This is a genomic window from Sphingopyxis sp. DBS4, from assembly GCF_024628865.1.
Taxonomy (GTDB): Bacteria; Pseudomonadota; Alphaproteobacteria; order Sphingomonadales; family Sphingomonadaceae; genus Sphingopyxis.
On record NZ_CP102384.1, the window covers coordinates 4075346 to 4094329 of the forward strand.

The following is an 18984-nucleotide window of genomic DNA, read 5'->3' on the forward strand; positions in this document are numbered from 1 at the left end:
ATATGCCCCCATACATGAAGAGATTTCAAGACAGTCCCGTCCCGACACGGCTCAAGTTGTCCGCCCTCTGGACGGCGACAATGTTCTGCTACGTATATGGTGACTATTTCGGGCTTTACGTCCCGAACAAGCTGGCGTCGGTAGCGCAGGGAAGCATGGGGCCGCTTGGTCCGGCCACTCCCGGAATACTCGTCGCCGTTTCCATGATGATGGCGGTTCCCAGCCTGCTCATCGCGGCCACATTGCTTGTCCCCGCAGTCGTATGTCGGTGGAGCAACATCACATTCGGGGTTCTCTACACGGCCATCATTGCGATCAGCATGCCTGGCGCGAAGCCGTTTTACATCACTCTGGCCATCATCGAGATGCTCCTGACCGCTTCGATCGTGCTTGTAGCCTGGGCCTGGGCGACAATCGAAGGAGATGGGAAATGATGACGGACGCCAAACATGCCCGGCTCGCAGGCCTGACATATCTCGGAACGATCGTCTGCGGGGTCTATGCGGAAGTGTTCGTGCGAGGCGCGCTGTTTGTGCGCGGCGATGCCGTCGCGACCGCGCAGGCCGTATTCGCATCCGAGACGCTGTTCCGCTTCGGTCTCATTGCGGATCTTGCGATGCTGGCCTGCTACATCGTTGTCACCATTCTCCTTTACGGCCTTTTCCGCAAAGGCTCGCCATACCTTCGCGCGACAGCCGCGGCTTTCAGCCTGATCGGCATCGCGGTTCTCGCGTGCGACACGCTGCTTTTAGCGATGGTTTTGCGGCTACGCGATCTGGCTCAGCCTACCTCATCACTCGCTGAAACGGCGTATCTGCTCCTTCGTGTCCATGGCGATGGCTACAAGATCAGCCTCGTCTTCTTCGGCGCGTATTGTTTGCTGCTGAGCTGGCTGATCTGGCGTGAGCGCGTCATCCCAATGGCGGTGGGCATCATGGTGGCTGCGGCTGGCGCGTGCAACGTCATCAATAGCCTAGCGTGGCTCGGAGCGCCGGAATGGGCGGTACGCCTTCCGCAAAATTTTACGATGCCGACCCTGCTGGGTGAACTTGCCCTGGCGCTCTGGCTGCTGGTTTTCGGGATACGCAAGGTCGAGGCGTAGATTGCCGATGCTGGAATTTGCCTCTTCAGCACCAAAGTCGGCGCGCTCCCATGCCGACCTGAATTGTACCGGACATCCGTCCACGCCTTGCTTTCGCGAGTCTGGCTTATGAACGCCATCGGCAAGTCGGGCCAATTCGAGGAGGCAGGAAGCTCAAAATCCGACCAGTACCGATCGGACTCGTCAAGATGCCGATCCGAACGGAAATCAAGACTCTTCGTTCTGGTAGCGGATGATGAGCACGCGATTTCGCGTATCAAGGAGCTGGCATCCACCTGCATCGAAATCGAGGGTCCCGCCAGCGAGAAAGACCCGGGTGGCCCATGGTTGCTCGACCTCCCAAGGGCCGCCACCTTGCGGGATCGACTGACTCAGCGGCAGTTCGAGATTGCACTAGGCGCCATCCGCGGCCTTTCGAACAAGGACATCGGCCGCGAACTCGGCATTTCCCATTTCACCGTCCGCAATCACCTGTCGCAGGTATTGTTGATCTTGGGGCTTTCGTGCCGGCAGGAACTCGGCGAGTTCCTGCGCGCACACCTACTTTGCTTGGCGTAGCGGTTCCATGGGCTGCACCACATAGCGCGCCCAAACATAGCGCCACGGCATGAAGATATAGGCCAAAACGATCCCGATACAGTCGTTGAAAAGACTCTCGATATCGGACGTCCATTTGCCCGCCAGCCAGGCGCGGAATGCAATCAATACGAGCCAGATGGTCTTCCAGGTGACTTCGTAAATCATGAGAGGCAACATCTGGACGGGATAGCGGACCCCAAGCAAGCTCAAGAGCGCCAGAGCGGCCAGCATCGATCGCGAAAGAGTTTGGGGAACCGGCACGTCCGCAGATGCGAACAGGAGATTGCGCCACACGAAGTATCCCATGAAACTGGCCATCAGTAGGAACACGAGACGAATGCAATGAATTCGCCATGTCGCAATGGGCGGAAAGGTAGGGACTTGTTCGTTATGCATGATGTTGGTTGTCCTCAATGTCTTCAAACGCGATGAATTAGCCGCGTACTGCCAGCGCTAACGCAAGCTTCTGCACGCAATAGGCGTTATGAAGCGCAACGTGGCAGGTCAGTCTTGCCGGTTTGGAAATCGGCAATGTTTCTTGCCACAGCTTGTGAGGCCACGTGCCCTATTGAGCTGGATTGTCGGCAACGAACCGCAGAATCTCGGCGTGGATCAGCTCGACATCCTCCAACTCGGGGAAATGCCCGAGGTCGTCATGCTCCACGATTCGGCTGGCTGGATGATCGCATAACCAAAGACTTGATTGCCGGTCGGTATGACGATGCGAGCCGTCGCTGTTACCCCAAATGGCCAAGGTCGGCTGTGCCACGCGCGCCAGCGATGGTTCCTTGTCCGGCAGATAGTTCTGAAACGCGGTCGCCATCGCCCAAGCGGCGCCATGGTCGAGCGCATCGGTTGCGCAAGCGCAGAACCTCGGCACACAGTCCTCCCGTCCAACGGCGAGCTCAAGCCAGCGCGGAGCTCTTGAACGCGCCAGCCTTCTCATCGCGATCTGTCCGAGAAATGGCTTCGCCAGCACATTCTTCGGATCGCGCGCCTTCTTCCAGCGTATTTCTTCAGCCCAACTCGGCGTCTGGATCTGGATCAGGTGCGATACGAGCGCGGGATACCGGGCGGCAATGTCGAGCGCGCCAAGGCCCGCCACGCAAGAGAAAGCGAGCAAGGCCGGTTCCCCCGCGATCAGATCAACGAACGCCGCAAGCGAGTCATTGGCTTGAAGGAAACGAAAGTCCTGCCAGAATCCAGGAACAGAAAAGCCCATCGCCGGCAGCTCGAATACGATAATCCGGAAGTCCTTACTATAAACTCGCAGTAGTTGATCATAGGCTTCGAGCGTGATCGGCGGATCGGCTGCAAAGATGATCGGACGTCCTTCTCCAGCCTCCCGATATCGGAACGTCACGCCACTCGCTTTGGCGAAGCGGATGTCGCTGCGCGACCGGGCCGCCCACGCGTTACGGACGCTGTCCGCTTTCCTGTCGGCACCCATCGTGTCCAGACGAGACGCCAACCATTTCAGCATCTCGGATCTTTCAAGCCTGCCACGATATTCTCCCGAGTCAGCGTGCTCATCGTGCACTCAGCAGTCTAGAGGCGCGACTATGACTGCTCCGTCTTGCCAGTTTGGAAATCGGCGATGTTTTTCGCGGCGAACCCGTCAATCGCTGTCTGTCACGGCGGAGAGGGGCGAGATCGAGTCTGGAACGCTTTGATGGATTGGCATTCGGAATGGCTGAACGACCAGACTTCCGGCTGGTACGCTTCGGTTCTCAACCAATTAGCCGGGCACGAACGGTCGAAGTATATGTGCGACCAACGCGCACCTCGGTGCCATCGGAAAGCACGACGATTAACGCTCCGAAGGGTGCCGGTTTCACGCGAACTATTGCAGCGACCCGGACGATAGCACTGCGATGGATTCGCATAAACTCGTCGATATCCAGGCGGCGTTCAAGCGAGGCCAGATTAGCCTGATAGAGATAGCCGGCATCCTGAACGTGAAGCCGGACGTAATCCCGCTCAGCTTCGAACCACAGAATGTTTTCTGGCGCGAGCCGGAGAAACTCGCCATGCGCCTTGACCCAGAAGTCGCGCGACCGTCTTTCGTTGCTGTTCAGGGCTTGCTTCAGCGACGCTACGGTTTCCTGCAACTCCGCGATCCGATCTGTCTGCGAACTCGACTTCACGGAATCCCGTGCGCGCGCCATCGCCGTTGCAAAGCGTCCGGGCTCGATTGGCTTGGTGACGTAATCGACGGCATTGGTTTCGAATGCGCGCAAGGCATGGTGATCAAATGCCGTGACGAACACTACAGCCGGTGGAGTCTCGGCGAGGCGTTCCAGCACTTCGAAGCCGGTGCCTCCTGGCATTTGTATGTCTAGCAGAAGGATGTCGGGCCGTTGCTCTTCAGCTTGCTGGCAGGCCTGCTCTACATTGCCTGCTTCCTCAATTCGCTCCACCCAGTCCATCTTGGCGAGCAGGCGGACTAGCCTTCGGCGGGCGAGAGGCTCGTCATCGACAACCAGAACGGACATTCCCGTCATATGGCGCTCAAGGGCGGGACGATCCCGCGAACTCTGCTTGTGTTTCGGCAATTTCTCAAAGCCACTTCCCCGTTTTCAATAGATCCCGTCAGCCTTTCGTCTGCCAGAAATAGCCATTCGTAGATTTGTTTGGCCATTGAGCCACCTTCGTGATGCCGCTCGTCATTTCATGCATACGAACTGCGCTGCGCGGGATTTACGTTCGCTGCATGAATATAAGGGAATCCACTTTCAGAAGATCTCTCCGAAACGTCCAGCATCGACCACATCGGCTGCGCAGGTGTGGCCCGCAACAGTGCGGCCTCAAGGCCGTACCTGTGTCGCGGACAAAAATACCATCGGGTCAAATCACCCTGAAATTGACGGTGGAGGGCGCTGATGTGAGCTTTCTGGACGCCCTGCGCTCGGCTCTTCCCGAAATCCGAGCTGTGCTGCCCGATGGACATCGATTTGATGTCACGTTCATTGACGCTTCTGCTGCAATGACGGAGATCGGCGGTTGGTGCAGTCCGCCCGAACGGTGCCGCGAGCTGACCCCAAGGCAGCAAGAGATTCTCGATCTGTTGGCAACGGGTCTTTCGAACAAGGAGATCGGTCGCAAGCTCGCTTTGTCCCACTTCACCATTCGCAACCACATTTCGCAGATCATGCGCCTGCTTGACGTATCGAACCGTCAGGAAGCGGTGGCAGCACTGGCTCTGTTCAAACATCAACCCTCTTCCGACATAGAAACTGCGCAAGTCTAGCAATAAGGTCGTGGGAGGGCAGAATTGCGTTTCTATGCCGGCTTGTCAGCAGGGGGCGCAGAACCGGTACATCGACGAATGCGGAGCCAGAGAACGAAATGAAGTTGTGGGTCACTTGGTCGGCATTCTGCCTCTTGGTGCTCGCCGGGCTCGCCTTTCTGGTCCCTGACCTCAGGGGCTGGACGCCGTCGGATTTGACCGATCCCGCGGCGGGCGTTGCCCCTACTGGCAGAGGTGGCCCGGCATTTTCCGTGAACGAATGCCTGCCTGGTTCCGTGTCACCGCACGAACTCCCGGACACCGAAGATGGTGCGGGTTCGGCCACCATGACGGTGATCACTTGCCGCAGCAAGTCGAGCGCATTCGCGTTCGGGATGATCTGGCTGCTCTTGAGCGGCAGCTATCTTGTCGTCCACAGACGAAGGATGAAAGCTTCCAAGGCGAAATAATCAGCATCATTCCGATGCACTGGTACGCGATGCCGGTTGCCCCCGCGCCATGTTTTCTGCCTTAGAATGTCGATATGAAATGGATCCCATTGATCTTGCTTGCAGGTATGTCGGCGTCAGGCGCGGCGGCATCCGAACAAAACGAAACACGCTGGGGGGCGATCGCACTTGGTGGTGACGGATTCGGCGCCACACGCGGCAGGGCGAGCGAAGATGCTGCCGTATCAGGCGCGATGCGACAGTGCGAGGAAAGCGGCGGAGCTGGCGAGTGTCGTATCCGTCTTACTTATCGAAACCAATGCGCCGCCTATGCAACGGGCGATGATCGACAGGTCGGCATCGCCTATGCGGCGAGTCTTGCAGCAGCCAGCAGGTTGGCGCTGCGCAGTTGCAGCGAGACGGCACGGCACTGCCAGATCCAGTACGCCGCGTGCAGCACCCCATCGTCATTCAACTGACCTGCGCCGGCACGCGGTGCACAGTATGAGTTTAGCCGATAAGGCGCCGAGCGCTGCGAAAAGCGAAGAAGAACGCCCCACCTAGGTTCGGCGCGTGCTCCAGCAGCGAGGTATCCGTGAACCCTTTCCCCGTCATTCTCGCATCGGGCGATGTGAACGACGACATTTCGGGAATCATGGGCGCTTTTGCGATCTATGTGACTGATATCGTCCGCGGAGGCATCGCACGCAGCGCGCTGCCGCGTGATTTTTTCGACCTCTATGCGCTGGACTATTATTACTCGCAGGTGTGCAATGGCGGACACTGCCAATTTATAGGCAATTCCGGTGGAATGCTGGACGCCAATGTGGATCACGCGCTGCGCGGCAGCGAGATGCTGGCCATGCCGGAACTCGGGCGATTGCTGACGGAATGCCGCGACTGGAGCGATGCCAATCCAGAGGAACGCGACAAGCTGGCGGAATGGGAGCTCTGGCCTGAGGCGCTTAAACGCCTGGATGACCGCTTCTTCGATGATGACTTCATGGAGTTCGATGTTCCGGGCTATTCCGCGTACGTCGCATGCCAATCCGAATGCGTGCGAGCATGGATCGAGAATGCGACCACGCGAACCAGCTTTCGCTCGCGCAACAAGTATAGTCTGGCCGCCGGTGCGTGGCTGGTCGGATACCCGGGAACGCGGATACTGCCGCGCAAGGAAGCAGTGGCGGCGACCGAAACGGTCATACGCGCCTGCTCGCGACCGTCTTGGCGACCGGATCGTATCGCCCGTCATCTTGCTGCCCGGTTCACGATGATGGGCTGGTAGCGCAGGTGTCAGCCGAGATTTCGTCAATCTTCACCAGCTCTAACAATGACCTTGAGTGAAAACTGCGCTTTGCCGTCAGGATAGAAACCGGCGCGCTCGCCGAAGATGACTGGAAGGTGCTCGGCCCCGGATGTGTAGTCGGTGACGAGATACTGCAATACTAGGTCTTTACCGGTGAGAATCTCGTCGGCCGAAACGCTTGCAACGAAGCGCGCTCGCTGGGAAGCAAATGGCAGCGACACGCTTTGGAGCGCCCAGTGACATGGGCCGAGGCCGAAATAGTCCTCGTCAATCAACGCATCCTTCGGCACGTCCACAATCAGCGCCCCGTCTGAGGCGAGCGAGACAGGGGTTGGCAGGCCGTACTGGGGAGGCAGACGCACGCCCCCCCAAGCTCGCCCATAATCCATAGGGACGCATTCGCGATTCTGGATCTCGAAATGGAGCTCTGCACCGGACAGTCGAACCGCTCCGGGTAGGCCGGAAAAGCGGAACTCCAAAGCCTTGCCGCGATGTGCTGCCGGATTCGCCTTCACTTCGATAGGGCGGAGCGCCTTTGATGGGTCCAAGTGACATGCCTGCAGGAAGCCAAACAGCGCCACCGCCACGACGACGGTCTGAGCTACATAGCCCCTCGGCCGCGTCGGGCCGGTCAGGTCGTGTTGCATGCGAAACATGAGCCGGTGATCAATGCCTTGATGGAATTCATCATCCTGTTGGCTGGCCGGACATCCCGCAACAGTTCCCGCGTACCGGTTCATCGTCATGGACCTGGCGGCAGCGGCCCAACCTTCATTTTCGAAGTTTCGTTTGAGGGCGACAGTTCATCCCAGGATACAAACGCCCCGGCGCGCTTACACGATGCTTACAGCGCGCGCTTTAGGGCCGACTGTAAGCAGCCGTCTTGCTGCTACGGCCGCACAAGCATATGAATTATAGAGAGAAAACTGGAGCGGGCGAAGGGATTCGAACCCTCGACCCCAACCTTGGCAACTTGATTTTGGCTCTTTTCTAGAGCTTCTTTTTCTTTCCTAAGCTTCTATTATTGCTCTCTTTATTGACAAACCGCCTTTCCCGCTGCATCCTGTTATTGTCTCCAGTTTTCCCGATTCTGGAGACTATTTGGAGACAAAACGCTGCCGAAAAGTTTTGTCTCCAGCAGGAGTGATAACATGCCCACAGCCAAACTCACCAAGCGGACGATCGAGGGCTTTGCGATCCCCGCCGTGAGGCAGGTCATCTACTGGGACACCGAACTCAAGGGCTTCGGGGTGCGGGTATTACCGTCCGGTCTGAAGACGTTCGTGGTTCAGTATCGCACCATCGATGCAATCAAGCGCCGTCTCAATCTTGGCCGGTTCGGCCCGCTGACCGTCGAGAAGGCGCGAGGCCAGGCGATTGTGAAGCTTGCCGAAGTCATCGGAGGCGAAGATCCGGCTGACAAGGTGCGCGAGGCCCGCAAGGGGATGACTGTCGCCGAGATGTGCGATTGGTATCTGACCGAGGCCCGAGCCGGGAATATCCTTGGCCGAAAGAACCTTCCGATCAAAGCCTCGTCGCTCAAAATGGACGAGAGCCGGATCCGGACACACATCGTCCCGCTGCTTGGCCGGCGGATCGTCAAGCAGCTGACGATCGCAGACGTCGAGCAAATGCAGACTGACGTGAAGAACGGAAAGACCGCAAAACCTCGGACGGGCAACCGCGGCGGAAAGGCAACGGGCGGACCCGGCGTGGCGGGCCGCTGCGTCGGCACACTTCAAGCGATCATCGGCCACGCAAAGCATAAGGGCCGCCTGGCGACGCATCCCACGATGGGGGCGAAGAAGCTTGCGAGCAGAAAGAAGACGAGACGGCTAAGCGTCGCGGAAATCGAAATGCTCGGGAAGGCGATCGCTTATGCCGAGGCCACAGGTGAGAACCCGGTCTCCCTTGGCGTGCTGCGAACCTTGCTTCTCACGGGCTATCGACGCGAAGAAGCCCAGGCCATGCACCGAAGCTGGCTTCATTCCGAGCGCAGCTATGTCGCCTTTCCCGACACGAAGGGCGGCGCGCAGATTCGGGCGATCAGTCCAGCGGCCATTCGAATTCTTGAAAGCCAGAAAGCGCTAGTAGGCAATCCACATTTCTTCCCGGCGACGATTGGCGACGGCCCCTTTACCGCCGTTGCCGATTGCCTGCGGCGAGTTTGCGCCCTCGCAGGAATTTCCGGTGCGACCCCGCATACGCTCCGCCACACCTTTGGCAGTATTGCGGGTGAGCTGGGCTTCTCGGAACTGACAATCCGAGCCATGCTCGGCCATGCTTCGCAGAATGTGACGCAGGATTATGTTCATATCGACGAGGCCGTGAAGCTGGCGGTGACTCGAACGGCCGATGAGATCGCCCTGCACCTGGCGATTGGCGCTGCCAAGGCGGGCGCGTTAAAGTTGGCAGCATAGCTGCGCTCCAACACTTTGCCCCGCCAATCTACGCGATCGCGCCCCATGCGCCACATTTGCTTATACTTGCTTGCGGCAAGCTATCGCGCTAACAAAGCCCTGATAATATGGAGAGGCTGCAACAATGCGTGACCTGCGCGCTACCCAAACACCATCTTGCTGCCCAGCAGTGACGCCTTTGCGGACACGCGTCAGGACCCCGGCCTTTAAGGTCGGCGAACCTTGATATCATTCGCTTCCAGTCCGGATATGCAAGCTGCCACAGGCCCCTTCGAACCGAAAAGATAGATTATTTCATTCGAGCCCACCCGGCAAAGTGATAGAGCGGAGTTGACGATCATGTCCCAAGACCAACTGCAACAAGTCAATGAGATGATCCGCTCAGGCCCTGATCTCGGATCGCTTCCGGTACCGGAATTGCGCGTGGCGTTCGACGGGTTTGGCGATTTTACGCCATTCGATCCCTCAATCAAATTCGAGCTTGTCGATGCCAATGGAGTGGCTTGTGAAATCGGTGTCGCGCCGGGATCCAGAACCGACGCCACGGTATTTTATCTGCACGGTGGCGGATATGTGATCGGGTCTTTCACGTCGCATCGCGGCCTTCTTGCGAGACTAGGTCAGGCCGCATCGATGCGCACGATGGCAGTTGATTACCGCTTGGCACCTGAACACCCCTTTCCAGCGGCTATCGAGGATGCAGTCACTGCATATCAGTGGCTTCTCGACAGCGGCACGCCGTCAGAGCGCATTTTCTTCGCTGGCGACTCTGCGGGGGGCGGCCTTGTCGTCGCTACAATGCTCCGATGCAAGGCGCGCAATATTCCTCTTCCCCGTGCAGCTGTTCTGTTCTCGCCATTCGCCGACATGGGCACGACCGGACAGTCGATTGTCGATAACCGGGATCGTGATTTTGTGGTCACCGAAGGCGTGGCCCCCGGCATGGCGGAAACCTATCTTGCAGGCGCGGATGCCACATCACCAGAAGCGTCACCGATCTATGGCGACCTAGCGGGATTGCCGCCGATCCTGATCCAGGTCAGCAGTCATGAGGTTCTTCTCGACGATTCCCTAAGGCTTTTGCGAGCCGCGATCCTTGTGGATGTTCAGGTGCACCTGCGGGTTTATCAGGGACTTCCCCATGTCTGGCAGTTGTTTACGGGCATGCTGGACGAAGGTCAGGCCGCACTCGAGGAGGCAGGCGCGTTTTTCGATAAGCATCTGGACATTTAGCCGCAAACGGTTGGTCTGGGCCTTAAGGAGACTAGCTTGATCAAGATGTTATGTCAGGTGCCCCGCAAGCTGGGCATGAGCGAGCACGAATTCTACCCGCGCTATCTCCAGGGGCATGGCAGCCTTGTTCGAAACCACGCACGGGCGATGGGCTTCTTGCGCTACGTTCAGGCACATCGGATCGCCTTGCCCGAAATCGACAATTTCAGCGCGGGTCAACCCTGGCGTACCCCGTTAGACGGTCAGTCGGAACTGTGGTGGGAAAGCTGGGAAAGCATGGAAAGCGCGCTCGCCTCGCCCGAGGGTGGCAAGGCCAGCGCCATCCTGGAAGCGGATGAGCAGGAATTCACAGACACGAGCAATGTCAGCGGGTTTGTCGCACAGGAAGAGATTGTGCTGGACCTCTCCGATGGATCGCCGCCCGGGTTCGGCACCGCCGTCAAGATGGTCATCGATATCTGGAAGCGGCCGGACCTTAGCACAGCGGAATTCAGCGCACGCTGGCGGGGCCAGCACGGAGATCTCGTTCGGCAGCACGCGGCAGCACTGGGCATTTGCAAATATGTTCAGAACCATCGCGATCCGGCTGCGAAATTCGATTTTGCCGAACTGCGAGGGTGGCAACCAGCCCCGAACGGGGTCACGGAAATGTGGTGGCCTGACATTGAGGCGATGCGGTCAGCTTTGGCCTCGCCCGAAGCCCTCTCGTCCCTGACGGCGATCTCACTGGATGAGGTCGTCTTTGCCGATCCTGCGCTGACCCGCGCTTTCGTAGCGAAGGAGCACACCATTTTCGATTATGTCGGAGCAGTGCCCTCGACGCGAGATCCGTGAAGGTAGAATGCCAACGGTCTTCCCGACTAGGCACGTCAGTTCGAAAAACCAACCGCGCGTTCGGCGAGTGGCACGAAGCTTCATAACTCTGCGCCAGTTACGCCGCGAGAAATGTTGACGTGACCCCCAGCTTTCCTCCAGCTGAGATTAGAGCCGGGCGGTTGTTTTGCGCATCAGCGCGGTTGAAGCAATGGGCTGCGTAGCGGAGCCCGGAGGGCGTAGCGAAGCAGGCCATTGCTTATTCAGTTCAGCGGCGAACGCCGCCGGGGTTGCGTAGCCAAGGGACGAGTGTGGTCTCTCCCGGTTGTAATCCTCGACCCAGGCAGCGATCTCGACCCGAGCATGGGCAAGACTCATGAACAGGGTCTCATTCAGCAGCTCGTCGCGCATGCGACCGTTAAAGCTTTCCACGTAGCCGTTCTGCATCGGCTTGCCCGGGGCGATGTAATGCCACTCCACGCCGCTCTGGCCGCACCATGCGAGCACGGCATTGCTGGTGAGCTCGGTGCCATTATCGCTGACGATCATCCCCGGCTTGCCGCGCTGTGCGATCAGCTCGGTCAGCTCGCGCACGACACGGCGCCCCGAGATCGAGGTGTCGGGCACCGCTGCCAGGCACTCCCGGGTCACGTCATCGACCACGTTGAGAACGCGGAATCGCCTGCCCGACGCCATCTGGTCATGAACGAAGTCGAGGCTCCAGCGCTGGTTCGCCAGTGCCAGCACCGGAGCAGGTGCCCTCGTGCCGACAGCACGCTTGCGGCTGCGTCGCCGCCTCACCGCCAGACCTTCTTCCTTGTAGAGCCGCTGGGTCTTCTTCCGGTTGATCATCACGCCTTCCCGGCGCAGCAGGATATGCAAACGGCGATAGCCGAACCGTCGACGCTGGTTGGCCAGCCCGCGCAGCTTCTCGCGCAGAGCAGTGTCATCGTCCCGGGTGGAACGATAGCGCACGCTCTTGCGATCGGCATCGATGACACGGCACGCCCGCCGTTCGCTCATCCCGTGGCACGCCTGCAGATGAGCGACAGCTTCCCGCTTCGCGGCGGGCGTCAAAACTTTTTTGCCAGAAGATCCTTCAACGCAGCCTGGTCCAGCATTGCATCGGCCAGAAGCCGCTTGAGCCTGGCGTTCTCGCTCTCGAGCTCTCGCAGGCGCCGGGCCTCGGATACCTCTAGGCCGCCATACTTGGCCTTCCAGTTATAGATCGTCGCTTCAGACACACCGTGCCGCCGGGCGAGATCAGCGGTCTTCGCGCCCGCTTCTGCCTCCTTCAGCACCCCAATGATCTGCTCTTCTGAAAACCTTGCACGCTTCATCGTCTGTCCTTCCTTCAGGCCAGACTCTAATCGTTCGTGGAGGAAAATCAGGGGGTCACGTCAATGTTAGCCGAGTGGTGGCCTCCCGATCGCTACAGCCCCGATCGAATCTGGCGATTCACCGGAAGATCACGCTCAATCTCCGAACTGAACATGTTCCTCAGTGATGAATGTGACGCAGTTTGCCCTGTCCAAAAACTTGTCCTCGTCGGGCCTGATCAGCTCCAAATATCTTGGCTCCAGGAAGGCCGCTTCCATGGCCGCGACATTCTTGAAACGCAATTCGCCAATACCATGATGCTCGGGAACCTGTCCCAGCACCGGGGCGTCAGGGCCTGAGTCCTGCAGATTGGGATAGATCACGTATCGTTTCACATACTGCATGAATTCGGGAACACTTTTTACAAGAGGTGCGTGCTCATCCAGCCAATATCTTGTGAATTCTGCCTGCGATAAATGTGGAAGCTTCTTCGCTGCTACCAGAACCGTGATCATATTGCGTTCTCTGACGGGACCGATGTTGTTTTTGAGCTATCTATCGAAGCCGAATTATCGCGCCAGCAGCCCGCCATCGATCACAAGTTCCGCTCCCGTCACAAACCGGGATTCATCGGAAGCCAGATAGACGCAGCCCCAGGCGATGTCTTCCGGAACGCCCCCTCGACCGCCCGGCTGAAGCGCGTTGAACATTGCCTGCGCGGTATCGGTATCCGCCGCATTGTTGATGATGTTCTGGACAATCGGGGTGTCGATGTATCCTGGGTGGATCGAATTCGATCGGATGCCTTGGCCTATATAATCGAGCGCGGTTGACTTGGAGAAGTTGCGCACCGCGCCCTTTGAGGCCGCGTATGCTGCGAAATGAGGTCCGGCCACGATGCCGAACGCAGAAGAGATGTTGATGATCGAGCCGCCACCCGCCGTGATCATGTGGGGGATGGCGTATTTGGTGAACAGAAACACGCCGCGCGCATTGATCGCGAACGTTCTATCCCAATGCTCCGCTGTAATATCTCCGGCCGCGCCCATGCCAGCGACGCCCGCGCACGCGACGACCGTGTCGAGCTTGCCAAATGCCGTCACCGCCGCCTCGATCGCGGCAGCGACATCATCCTCGATAGAAACGTCGCACTTGATGAAGCGGATTCGATCGGAACTCGCGTCGATCAGACTGGCCAGTTGGGGATCCAGGGGTTCCTGAACGTCGGCGACAATGACGCAAGCGCCTTCAGCGGCAAACAATCGCGCTGTAGCGGCGCCGATTCCCGATGCGCCTCCAGAAATGACGGCGACCTTGTTCGGCAGACGGTTCGGCATGAGATGCTTCCTTGCATAAATAATGATCGTCAGCGCCCAGACTTTGTCCGCCCGCCGGCAGGTGAATCGTGATGGTCGTTGGACAGGCGTGAGCGAGATCGGTCTAACGTGTCAATCTGCTCAGTCGCCTGTCCAACGCCGGTTTCGGAGACTTAGTCAGTATTTGAAGCTGACGCTAACGCCGTAGGTCGCGGGCTTGCCGGCATAGCGCTGGATGGTATCAAACGCGGCCACCACATTATTCCAGTAATATTCGTTGCCTACGTTCTTGCCCCATACAGACACTCGCCAGCTGTCGTCAGCCGCTGCCACCCCAGCCCGGAGGTCGATAAGAACATAATCATCGATGCCGAACACGGTCGTTACGGGCGAAGTAACTCCCGCAGGATTGGTTTCGCCACCGATCGTCGCGACCGTTTTCGATCGGAAATTCAGACTCGTGCCCAGGAAGGCGTTCAGAGAGTCGGAAACCGGGAATTCATAATCGATGTTACTTCCGAACTGATACTTCGGCGTGTAGGGCACATTCGCGCCGGCGAAATCAGCCGTAATGCCGCCCGAGTTGATGCCGGTGAATTCCTTGATGGTCGCGTCGAGATAGGTGAAGGTGTTGTTGATCACGAGGCCCTGTGTCGGCCGGATGCTCATCTCGATCTCGAAACCCTTGACGTCCGATTTCGGGATATTCTGAAGCACGTCCAGAATGCCGAAATTCGGATCGATGAACTTCGAGCGAAGCTGTTTGTTGGTGTAGTCGTAGTAGAATACGGCACCATTCAGTTGAAGGGTCCGATCAAGCAACGTTGCTTTGAACCCTGCCTCGTATGACTGCACCGACTCCTGGACGACTGGAAGATACTGGCTGAACAGCGATGCCGAGAGCGTCGGATAGCTGCCAGCCTTATAGCCTTTCGCGACGTTCGCGTAGAGAAGGACGTCGTCAACCGGCTTATAATCCAGACCGACGCGCCAAGAGAAATTATCCTCCTTTAACGTGTCAGTGAAGCGACCCGACGCACCGGGTGCGACTCCGTTATACGTATTCGGCGTATTGTTGATCTGGTAGCATTGACCGGCATATGGCCCGAGCGCTCCTCCGAACAGGACGTCGTAAAACAGCGGACCGGTGTTGATGGGGCTGCCGCTGTCGTCGAAACCGCACTCGCTGGCGTCGATCCGCGACTTGGTGTAGCGGCCGCCCAGCTTCACTGTCAGCTGGCCGATATCATATTCGATATTGGCGAAGCCTGCGTAGTTTTCCATCTTTTGATCGTTCGAGTAGGAGAGCGAAAAGAAGGGGTAGCCAAAGGTGCCGTAAAGGCCCCGGACCGAAACGTCAGGAAACGATAAATCAATCAGTTCGTTGACTGTGCTGCGTTCGTAGTTGCCGCCTACCACCCAACGGAAATTCGAACCGCTGTTGTTTGAAAGTCTGACTTCTTGGCTGAAGCTCTTGATACGACCTTCGTTGTTCACAAGGTCGAGCGTTGAAAGCGGCAAGCCGTCGCCTTCATCGCCTTGGCGCTGCTTATAGTCGACGTAAGACGTCAGCGATGTCAGTGTGATGTCGTCCGTTGCGTCAAATTCGGCACGAAAAGCGACTTGTCCCAGCCTGTTGCTGCGCCGCGGAACTCCGGGCGTCCAGTCCGCTGCTTGCGGCCGCTCCGGCGAAAATTGCGACGCTGCCAGTTGGGGTGTCAGGAACGCCGGCGCTTGCGGGAACAGGGCGATATACTGGGGCGCTTGCGTATCGCTGTTGTCCTTCCAGCCATTGATGTTCAATTTGAATCGCAGCCGCTCGGTCGGTTCGAAGTCAACCAAGAGGCGGCCCATGTAGTTTTCCACCTTGCCGTTACGGTCGCCCGGGCGCGAGTTGCTGATCTGCCAGCCGTCGGCGCGTTCGAGCCGGCCGGCGAGACGCGCACGCAGAGTCGGAGAAATCGGCCCGCTGATAAAGGCATCCGCAACGACCTCATTGAAACGACCATAAGAGATACTGCCGCCTGCACTCAGTTCGTCGGTCGGTTTGGCCGCAATGTAATTGATCGCGCCGCCGGTCGCGTTCTGACCGAACAGAGTGCCTTGCGGACCCTTCAGAATTTCGACACGTTCCAGGTCGAATGCCGCGTGCGACGAGAGAATCGGAAATGCCAGCGGGGCTTCGTCAACATAAGTGCTGACCGTTGGATAGGCACCGAGCGACGTTTCGTAGAAGCCGACGCCGCGCAGCGTGTAAACCGGGGTGCCGTTGGCGCTGTTGGTAAAGGAGAGGCTCGGCGTCGCATTGGCAAGATCCGCGAGCGAGTTGATCTGCCGATTCTGCAGGTCATTTCCTGAAACCACCGCGACGGTGATACCGACATCGTTCAAACGCTGCTCGCGCTTATTGGCAGTGACGACAATGTCGTTTGAGTCGGCCGCCTGGGATGCATCTTCGGCCTCGACCGGCTGCTGGGCGGAAGCATCCGCCGACGGCGTGACGGCTTGGGCGTGCGCTTGCCCGGCAAAAGCGATGGCGGCGATGCTCGCACCCAAAAGTGCGCGATGGATATGGTGCATTTCAAGCTCTCCCTCAATATTCTTTTTGTAAAACTGGTCCCGCGAACCTTACGGGCAGGTGGTTCTCCCGCGGGCGGTTTGACCCAGACGCCCGGGCCCAACGGAATTTGTCAGCGATGGTGGGACAAGTGACGCCAGACCCGCGCCGGCGCATTGCCAAGCAGTCGATGGGCCTGTGCATTGATAAGGCAGCCGAGCGCTCATTCTTCCTCTCCCACTTCAATCTACGCTGAAGATGATTCGCCATATATAGTACGCTAGCTAGGCGCAAGCAAGTTTCTAGACGGCAGAGATGCCGCCGTCGATCTTGAATTCCGATGCGGTGACGAACCGGCTCTCATCGGACGCGAGATAAAGGACAGCGTAGGCAACATCGTCGGGATCGCCGAGGCGGCCCAAGGGCACCTGCTTGGCCAGTCGTGCGAGCGCCTCGGCTTCGTCACGATCGCCGCGCAGGTCATCGAGCATGGGCGTTCGAATGAATGTCGGGTGGACCGAGTTGCAACGGATGTCCCACCCTTTTTTGGCCGCAAGCAGCGCGACCGATTTCGTAAGCAGCCAGACGGCCGCCTTCGAGGCATTATAAGCGGCAAGGTTGGGAGAGGCCATCAATCCGGCGATCGAGGACAGGTTGATGATCGACGCAGGCTGGCTTTCGCGAAGGAGCGGCAGCGCCAGTTTGCAGCCCAGAAAAACGCTGTCGGTATTGACCTGCATGACATGATGCCATTGGTCGAGATCGAGGTCCTCGATGGATCCGGTTCGCACCATCCCGGCATTGTTGACGAGCACGGACAGGCCATCCATGAGGCGGCCCGCTCGGTCGATCGCCGCTTCCCAATCGGCGGCGATGGTTGCGTCGTGCCGGAAGCCCCAAGCCACTTCGCTGCCATGTTCGAGATTGATCGAGTCGGCGACCTCCTGCGCACCCGCTTCGTTGATATCCGTCAGCAAAACCCGGGCGCCATGCCGCGCAAGCATTTGGGCGGTAGCGGCGCCCAAGCCCTGTGCTGCCCCGGTGACAAGCGCCTTTTTGCCGCGGACGCGCTCCATAAACTCTCCCTCCCGATTCCAATGCTTGTCATGACGACAATGCGATACTAGTGTGTGACAAGCAAGTGGAGAGAGCAATGCAAAATCAGACGGCCCAAGGCCCGGCGGCGAATGCGTCGCGGACCCAGAAATTCCCCTATCGGCCCCGTACTGCGATCATCGGAGCCGGTGCAGCGGGGATGATGCAGGCGATCAAGCTGCGCGAAGCTGGTCTTGACGACATCGTGATCTACGAAAAAGCGAACGAGGTCGGCGGCACCTGGCGTGAAAACCGGTATCCCGGCATCGCCTGCGACGTGCCGGCGCACCACTATAATTACTCGTTCGAGCATAATCCCGGCTGGAGCCACCGGCTCGCGCTGGGGCCGGAAATCCAGTCTTACATGGTCAAGATCGCCGACAAATATGATCTTCGCCGCGACATTGTGTTCGGCGCCAAAGTGACGAAGGCCGAGTTCGACGGTCAGCGTTGGCATCTCGAAACGTCGAACGGTCAGCGCGATACGGTCGACTTTCTGATCGCGGCAACGGGGCCACTGCATGTTCCTGCCTTCCCCGATATCGCAGGCATTGACGACTTCAAGGGTATCAAATTCCACACAGCGGAATGGCTTGACGGCATCGATCTGTCGGACAAGCGCGTCGGCGTGATTGGCAGCGGCTCGACCGGAACGCAGGTCATTTCCGCGCTTGCGAACCAGGGCGTCAACCTGAAAGCCTTCATCCGCACGCCGCAATGGGTCTTCCCGCTGCCGAACCGCCGCTTCGGCAAGATCGAACGCGCTGTCGTTCGTGCCTTTCCCTTCATCGGGCGGATGGCGGGCAACTTCTATGGCTGGTTTTTCGAACGCGTCTTCGCCGAGGCGGTCATCAAGGAGGGTTGGCAGCGCAAATTTCTGTCCGCCATGTGCAAATGGCATCTGGGCCGGGTAAAAGACCCTGTTCTTCGGTCGAAACTGACCCCGACCGACGAGCCGCTGTGCAAGCGGATGGTGATGTCCACCTTATTTTATCCCGCCGTCGCGCGCCCCAATGTCGAAATCGTGCGCGACGGTATCGTGGGTGCAAACGAAAAGGGCCTGCTCGACGCGTCGGGACGGTTGCACGAGCTCGATGTCATCATCTTCGCAACCGGTTTCAACGCGCGCGCTTATCATCGGCCGATCGAGGTTACCAACGCCCAAGGCGGGTCATTGACCGAAGCCTGGAAGGTGGAAACGGGCGCCCATCTGTCGGTTCACGTCCCCGGTTTTCCAAACTTCATGCTGATCGGTGGGCCCCATTCTCCGCGCGGGAATTTCAGCGCGATCGCTTATTCGGAAGCGATCGTCGACCATATCGTGAAGGTCATCCGCTATTGTGCGGACAACGGCTTTCATTCGATCGAGGCGCGTCCCGAGGCGATGGCCCAGTTCCGCGAACGCGTGCTTTCGGCCGTGCCGAAGACGATCTGGAGCACGGGCTGCAAGAATTGGTATCTGGACGAAAAGGGACTGCCTGAAAACTGGACCGGAACACCCGACGAGTATCGCGACGTCCTTCGCGATCCCAATTACGACGAATTCAACCTCGCCGCTTGAT

General features: G+C 58.5%; 20 protein-coding genes. 11 read left to right on the top strand and 9 right to left on the bottom strand.

The window, feature by feature from the left end; genetic code table 11:
• Positions 1–14: 14 nt before the first annotated feature.
• The 3 genes from NP825_RS19580 to NP825_RS19590 all read left to right on the top strand — a co-directional run bounded on the left by NP825_RS19580 (position 15) and on the right by NP825_RS19590 (position 1660).
• On the top strand, positions 15–434 hold the full coding sequence (locus NP825_RS19580; protein ID WP_257546792.1) for a DUF6326 family protein: 420 nt from the start codon (positions 15–17) through the stop codon (positions 432–434).
• Entirely contained in the window at positions 431–1102 is a 672-nt protein-coding gene (locus NP825_RS19585) for a DUF4386 domain-containing protein (protein ID WP_257546794.1), read from the top strand. The genes NP825_RS19580 and NP825_RS19585 overlap by 4 nt, the downstream gene beginning before the upstream one ends.
• A 108-nt stretch (positions 1103–1210) precedes the next feature.
• Positions 1211–1660, top strand: coding sequence for a LuxR family transcriptional regulator (locus NP825_RS19590; protein ID WP_257546796.1), 450 nt, complete (start codon positions 1211–1213; stop codon positions 1658–1660).
• Here NP825_RS19590 and NP825_RS19595 read toward each other — a convergent pair.
• The 3 genes from NP825_RS19595 to NP825_RS19605 all read right to left on the bottom strand — a co-directional run bounded on the left by NP825_RS19595 (position 1643) and on the right by NP825_RS19605 (position 4176).
• Positions 1643–1999 (bottom strand): hypothetical protein, encoded by a 357-nt coding sequence (locus NP825_RS19595; protein ID WP_257546798.1) that lies wholly within the window; start codon positions 1997–1999, stop codon positions 1643–1645. The genes NP825_RS19590 and NP825_RS19595 overlap by 18 nt on opposite strands.
• Before the next feature lie 247 nt (positions 2000–2246).
• Positions 2247–3164, bottom strand: a complete 918-nt coding sequence (locus tag NP825_RS19600) for an alpha/beta fold hydrolase (RefSeq protein ID WP_257546800.1) — start codon at positions 3162–3164, stop codon at positions 2247–2249.
• A gap of 247 nt (positions 3165–3411) precedes the next feature.
• Positions 3412–4176, bottom strand: a complete 765-nt coding sequence (locus NP825_RS19605; RefSeq protein WP_257546802.1) for a LytTR family DNA-binding domain-containing protein — start codon at positions 4174–4176, stop codon at positions 3412–3414.
• A gap of 389 nt (positions 4177–4565) precedes the next feature.
• Here NP825_RS19605 and NP825_RS19610 point away from each other — a divergent pair, with 389 nt between their 5' ends.
• The 4 genes from NP825_RS19610 (at position 4566) to NP825_RS19625 (ending at position 6647) form a co-directional block, all read left to right on the top strand.
• Positions 4566–4931: a response regulator transcription factor gene (locus NP825_RS19610; protein WP_257546805.1), complete on the top strand. Its 366-nt coding sequence runs from the start codon at positions 4566–4568 to the stop codon at positions 4929–4931.
• Positions 4932–5029: 98 nt separating this feature from the next.
• The gene (locus NP825_RS19615) at positions 5030–5380 is read left to right on the top strand and encodes a hypothetical protein (protein ID WP_257546807.1); all 351 of its coding nucleotides are present in this window, start codon (positions 5030–5032) and stop codon (positions 5378–5380) included.
• Positions 5381–5454: 74 nt separating this feature from the next.
• Positions 5455–5838 (top strand): DUF4189 domain-containing protein, encoded by a 384-nt coding sequence (locus NP825_RS19620; RefSeq protein WP_257546809.1) that lies wholly within the window; start codon positions 5455–5457, stop codon positions 5836–5838.
• Between the two features lie 152 nt (positions 5839–5990).
• Entirely contained in the window at positions 5991–6647 is a 657-nt protein-coding gene (locus tag NP825_RS19625; protein ID WP_257546811.1) for a DMP19 family protein, read from the top strand.
• A 23-nt stretch (positions 6648–6670) separates the two neighbouring features.
• On the opposite strand, the gene NP825_RS19630 is transcribed toward NP825_RS19625, so the two are convergent.
• Positions 6671–7414: a hypothetical protein gene (locus tag NP825_RS19630; RefSeq protein WP_257546813.1), complete on the bottom strand. Its 744-nt coding sequence runs from the start codon at positions 7412–7414 to the stop codon at positions 6671–6673.
• A gap of 405 nt (positions 7415–7819) precedes the next feature.
• Here NP825_RS19630 and NP825_RS19635 point away from each other — a divergent pair, with 405 nt between their 5' ends.
• From NP825_RS19635 to NP825_RS19645, 3 genes are all read left to right on the top strand, one after another.
• Positions 7820–9088: a site-specific integrase gene (locus NP825_RS19635; RefSeq protein ID WP_257546815.1), complete on the top strand. Its 1269-nt coding sequence runs from the start codon at positions 7820–7822 to the stop codon at positions 9086–9088.
• Between the two features lie 339 nt (positions 9089–9427).
• On the top strand, positions 9428–10321 hold the full coding sequence (locus tag NP825_RS19640; RefSeq protein ID WP_257551557.1) for an alpha/beta hydrolase: 894 nt from the start codon (positions 9428–9430) through the stop codon (positions 10319–10321).
• 45 nt (positions 10322–10366) lie between these two features.
• Positions 10367–11155, top strand: coding sequence for an EthD domain-containing protein (locus tag NP825_RS19645; RefSeq protein WP_257551559.1), 789 nt, complete (start codon positions 10367–10369; stop codon positions 11153–11155).
• A 147-nt stretch (positions 11156–11302) separates the two neighbouring features.
• Here the strand turns inward: NP825_RS19645 and NP825_RS19650 are convergent.
• The 5 genes from NP825_RS19650 to NP825_RS19670 all read right to left on the bottom strand — a co-directional run bounded on the left by NP825_RS19650 (position 11303) and on the right by NP825_RS19670 (position 17403).
• Positions 11303–12474, bottom strand: a protein-coding gene (locus NP825_RS19650) for an IS3 family transposase (protein ID WP_257543877.1) whose coding sequence is annotated in 2 segments (ribosomal slippage) — positions 11303–12222 and positions 12222–12474 — 1173 coding nt in all. Because the reading frame shifts where the segments join, the coding sequence is not laid out codon by codon here.
• Positions 12475–12609: 135 nt separating this feature from the next.
• Positions 12610–12969, bottom strand: coding sequence for an EthD domain-containing protein (locus NP825_RS19655; protein ID WP_257546817.1), 360 nt, complete (start codon positions 12967–12969; stop codon positions 12610–12612).
• Between the two features lie 54 nt (positions 12970–13023).
• A complete protein-coding gene (locus NP825_RS19660; protein ID WP_257546819.1) occupies positions 13024–13791 on the bottom strand; it encodes an SDR family NAD(P)-dependent oxidoreductase in 768 nt (255 codons plus the stop codon).
• Positions 13792–13947: 156 nt separating this feature from the next.
• Positions 13948–16350 (bottom strand): TonB-dependent receptor, encoded by a 2403-nt coding sequence (locus NP825_RS19665; RefSeq protein WP_257546821.1) that lies wholly within the window; start codon positions 16348–16350, stop codon positions 13948–13950.
• A gap of 279 nt (positions 16351–16629) precedes the next feature.
• Positions 16630–17403: an SDR family oxidoreductase gene (locus NP825_RS19670; RefSeq protein WP_257546824.1), complete on the bottom strand. Its 774-nt coding sequence runs from the start codon at positions 17401–17403 to the stop codon at positions 16630–16632.
• Between the two features lie 77 nt (positions 17404–17480).
• Here NP825_RS19670 and NP825_RS19675 point away from each other — a divergent pair, with 77 nt between their 5' ends.
• The gene (locus NP825_RS19675; RefSeq protein ID WP_257546826.1) at positions 17481–18983 is read left to right on the top strand and encodes an NAD(P)/FAD-dependent oxidoreductase; all 1503 of its coding nucleotides are present in this window, start codon (positions 17481–17483) and stop codon (positions 18981–18983) included.
• Position 18984 lies beyond the last annotated feature (1 nt).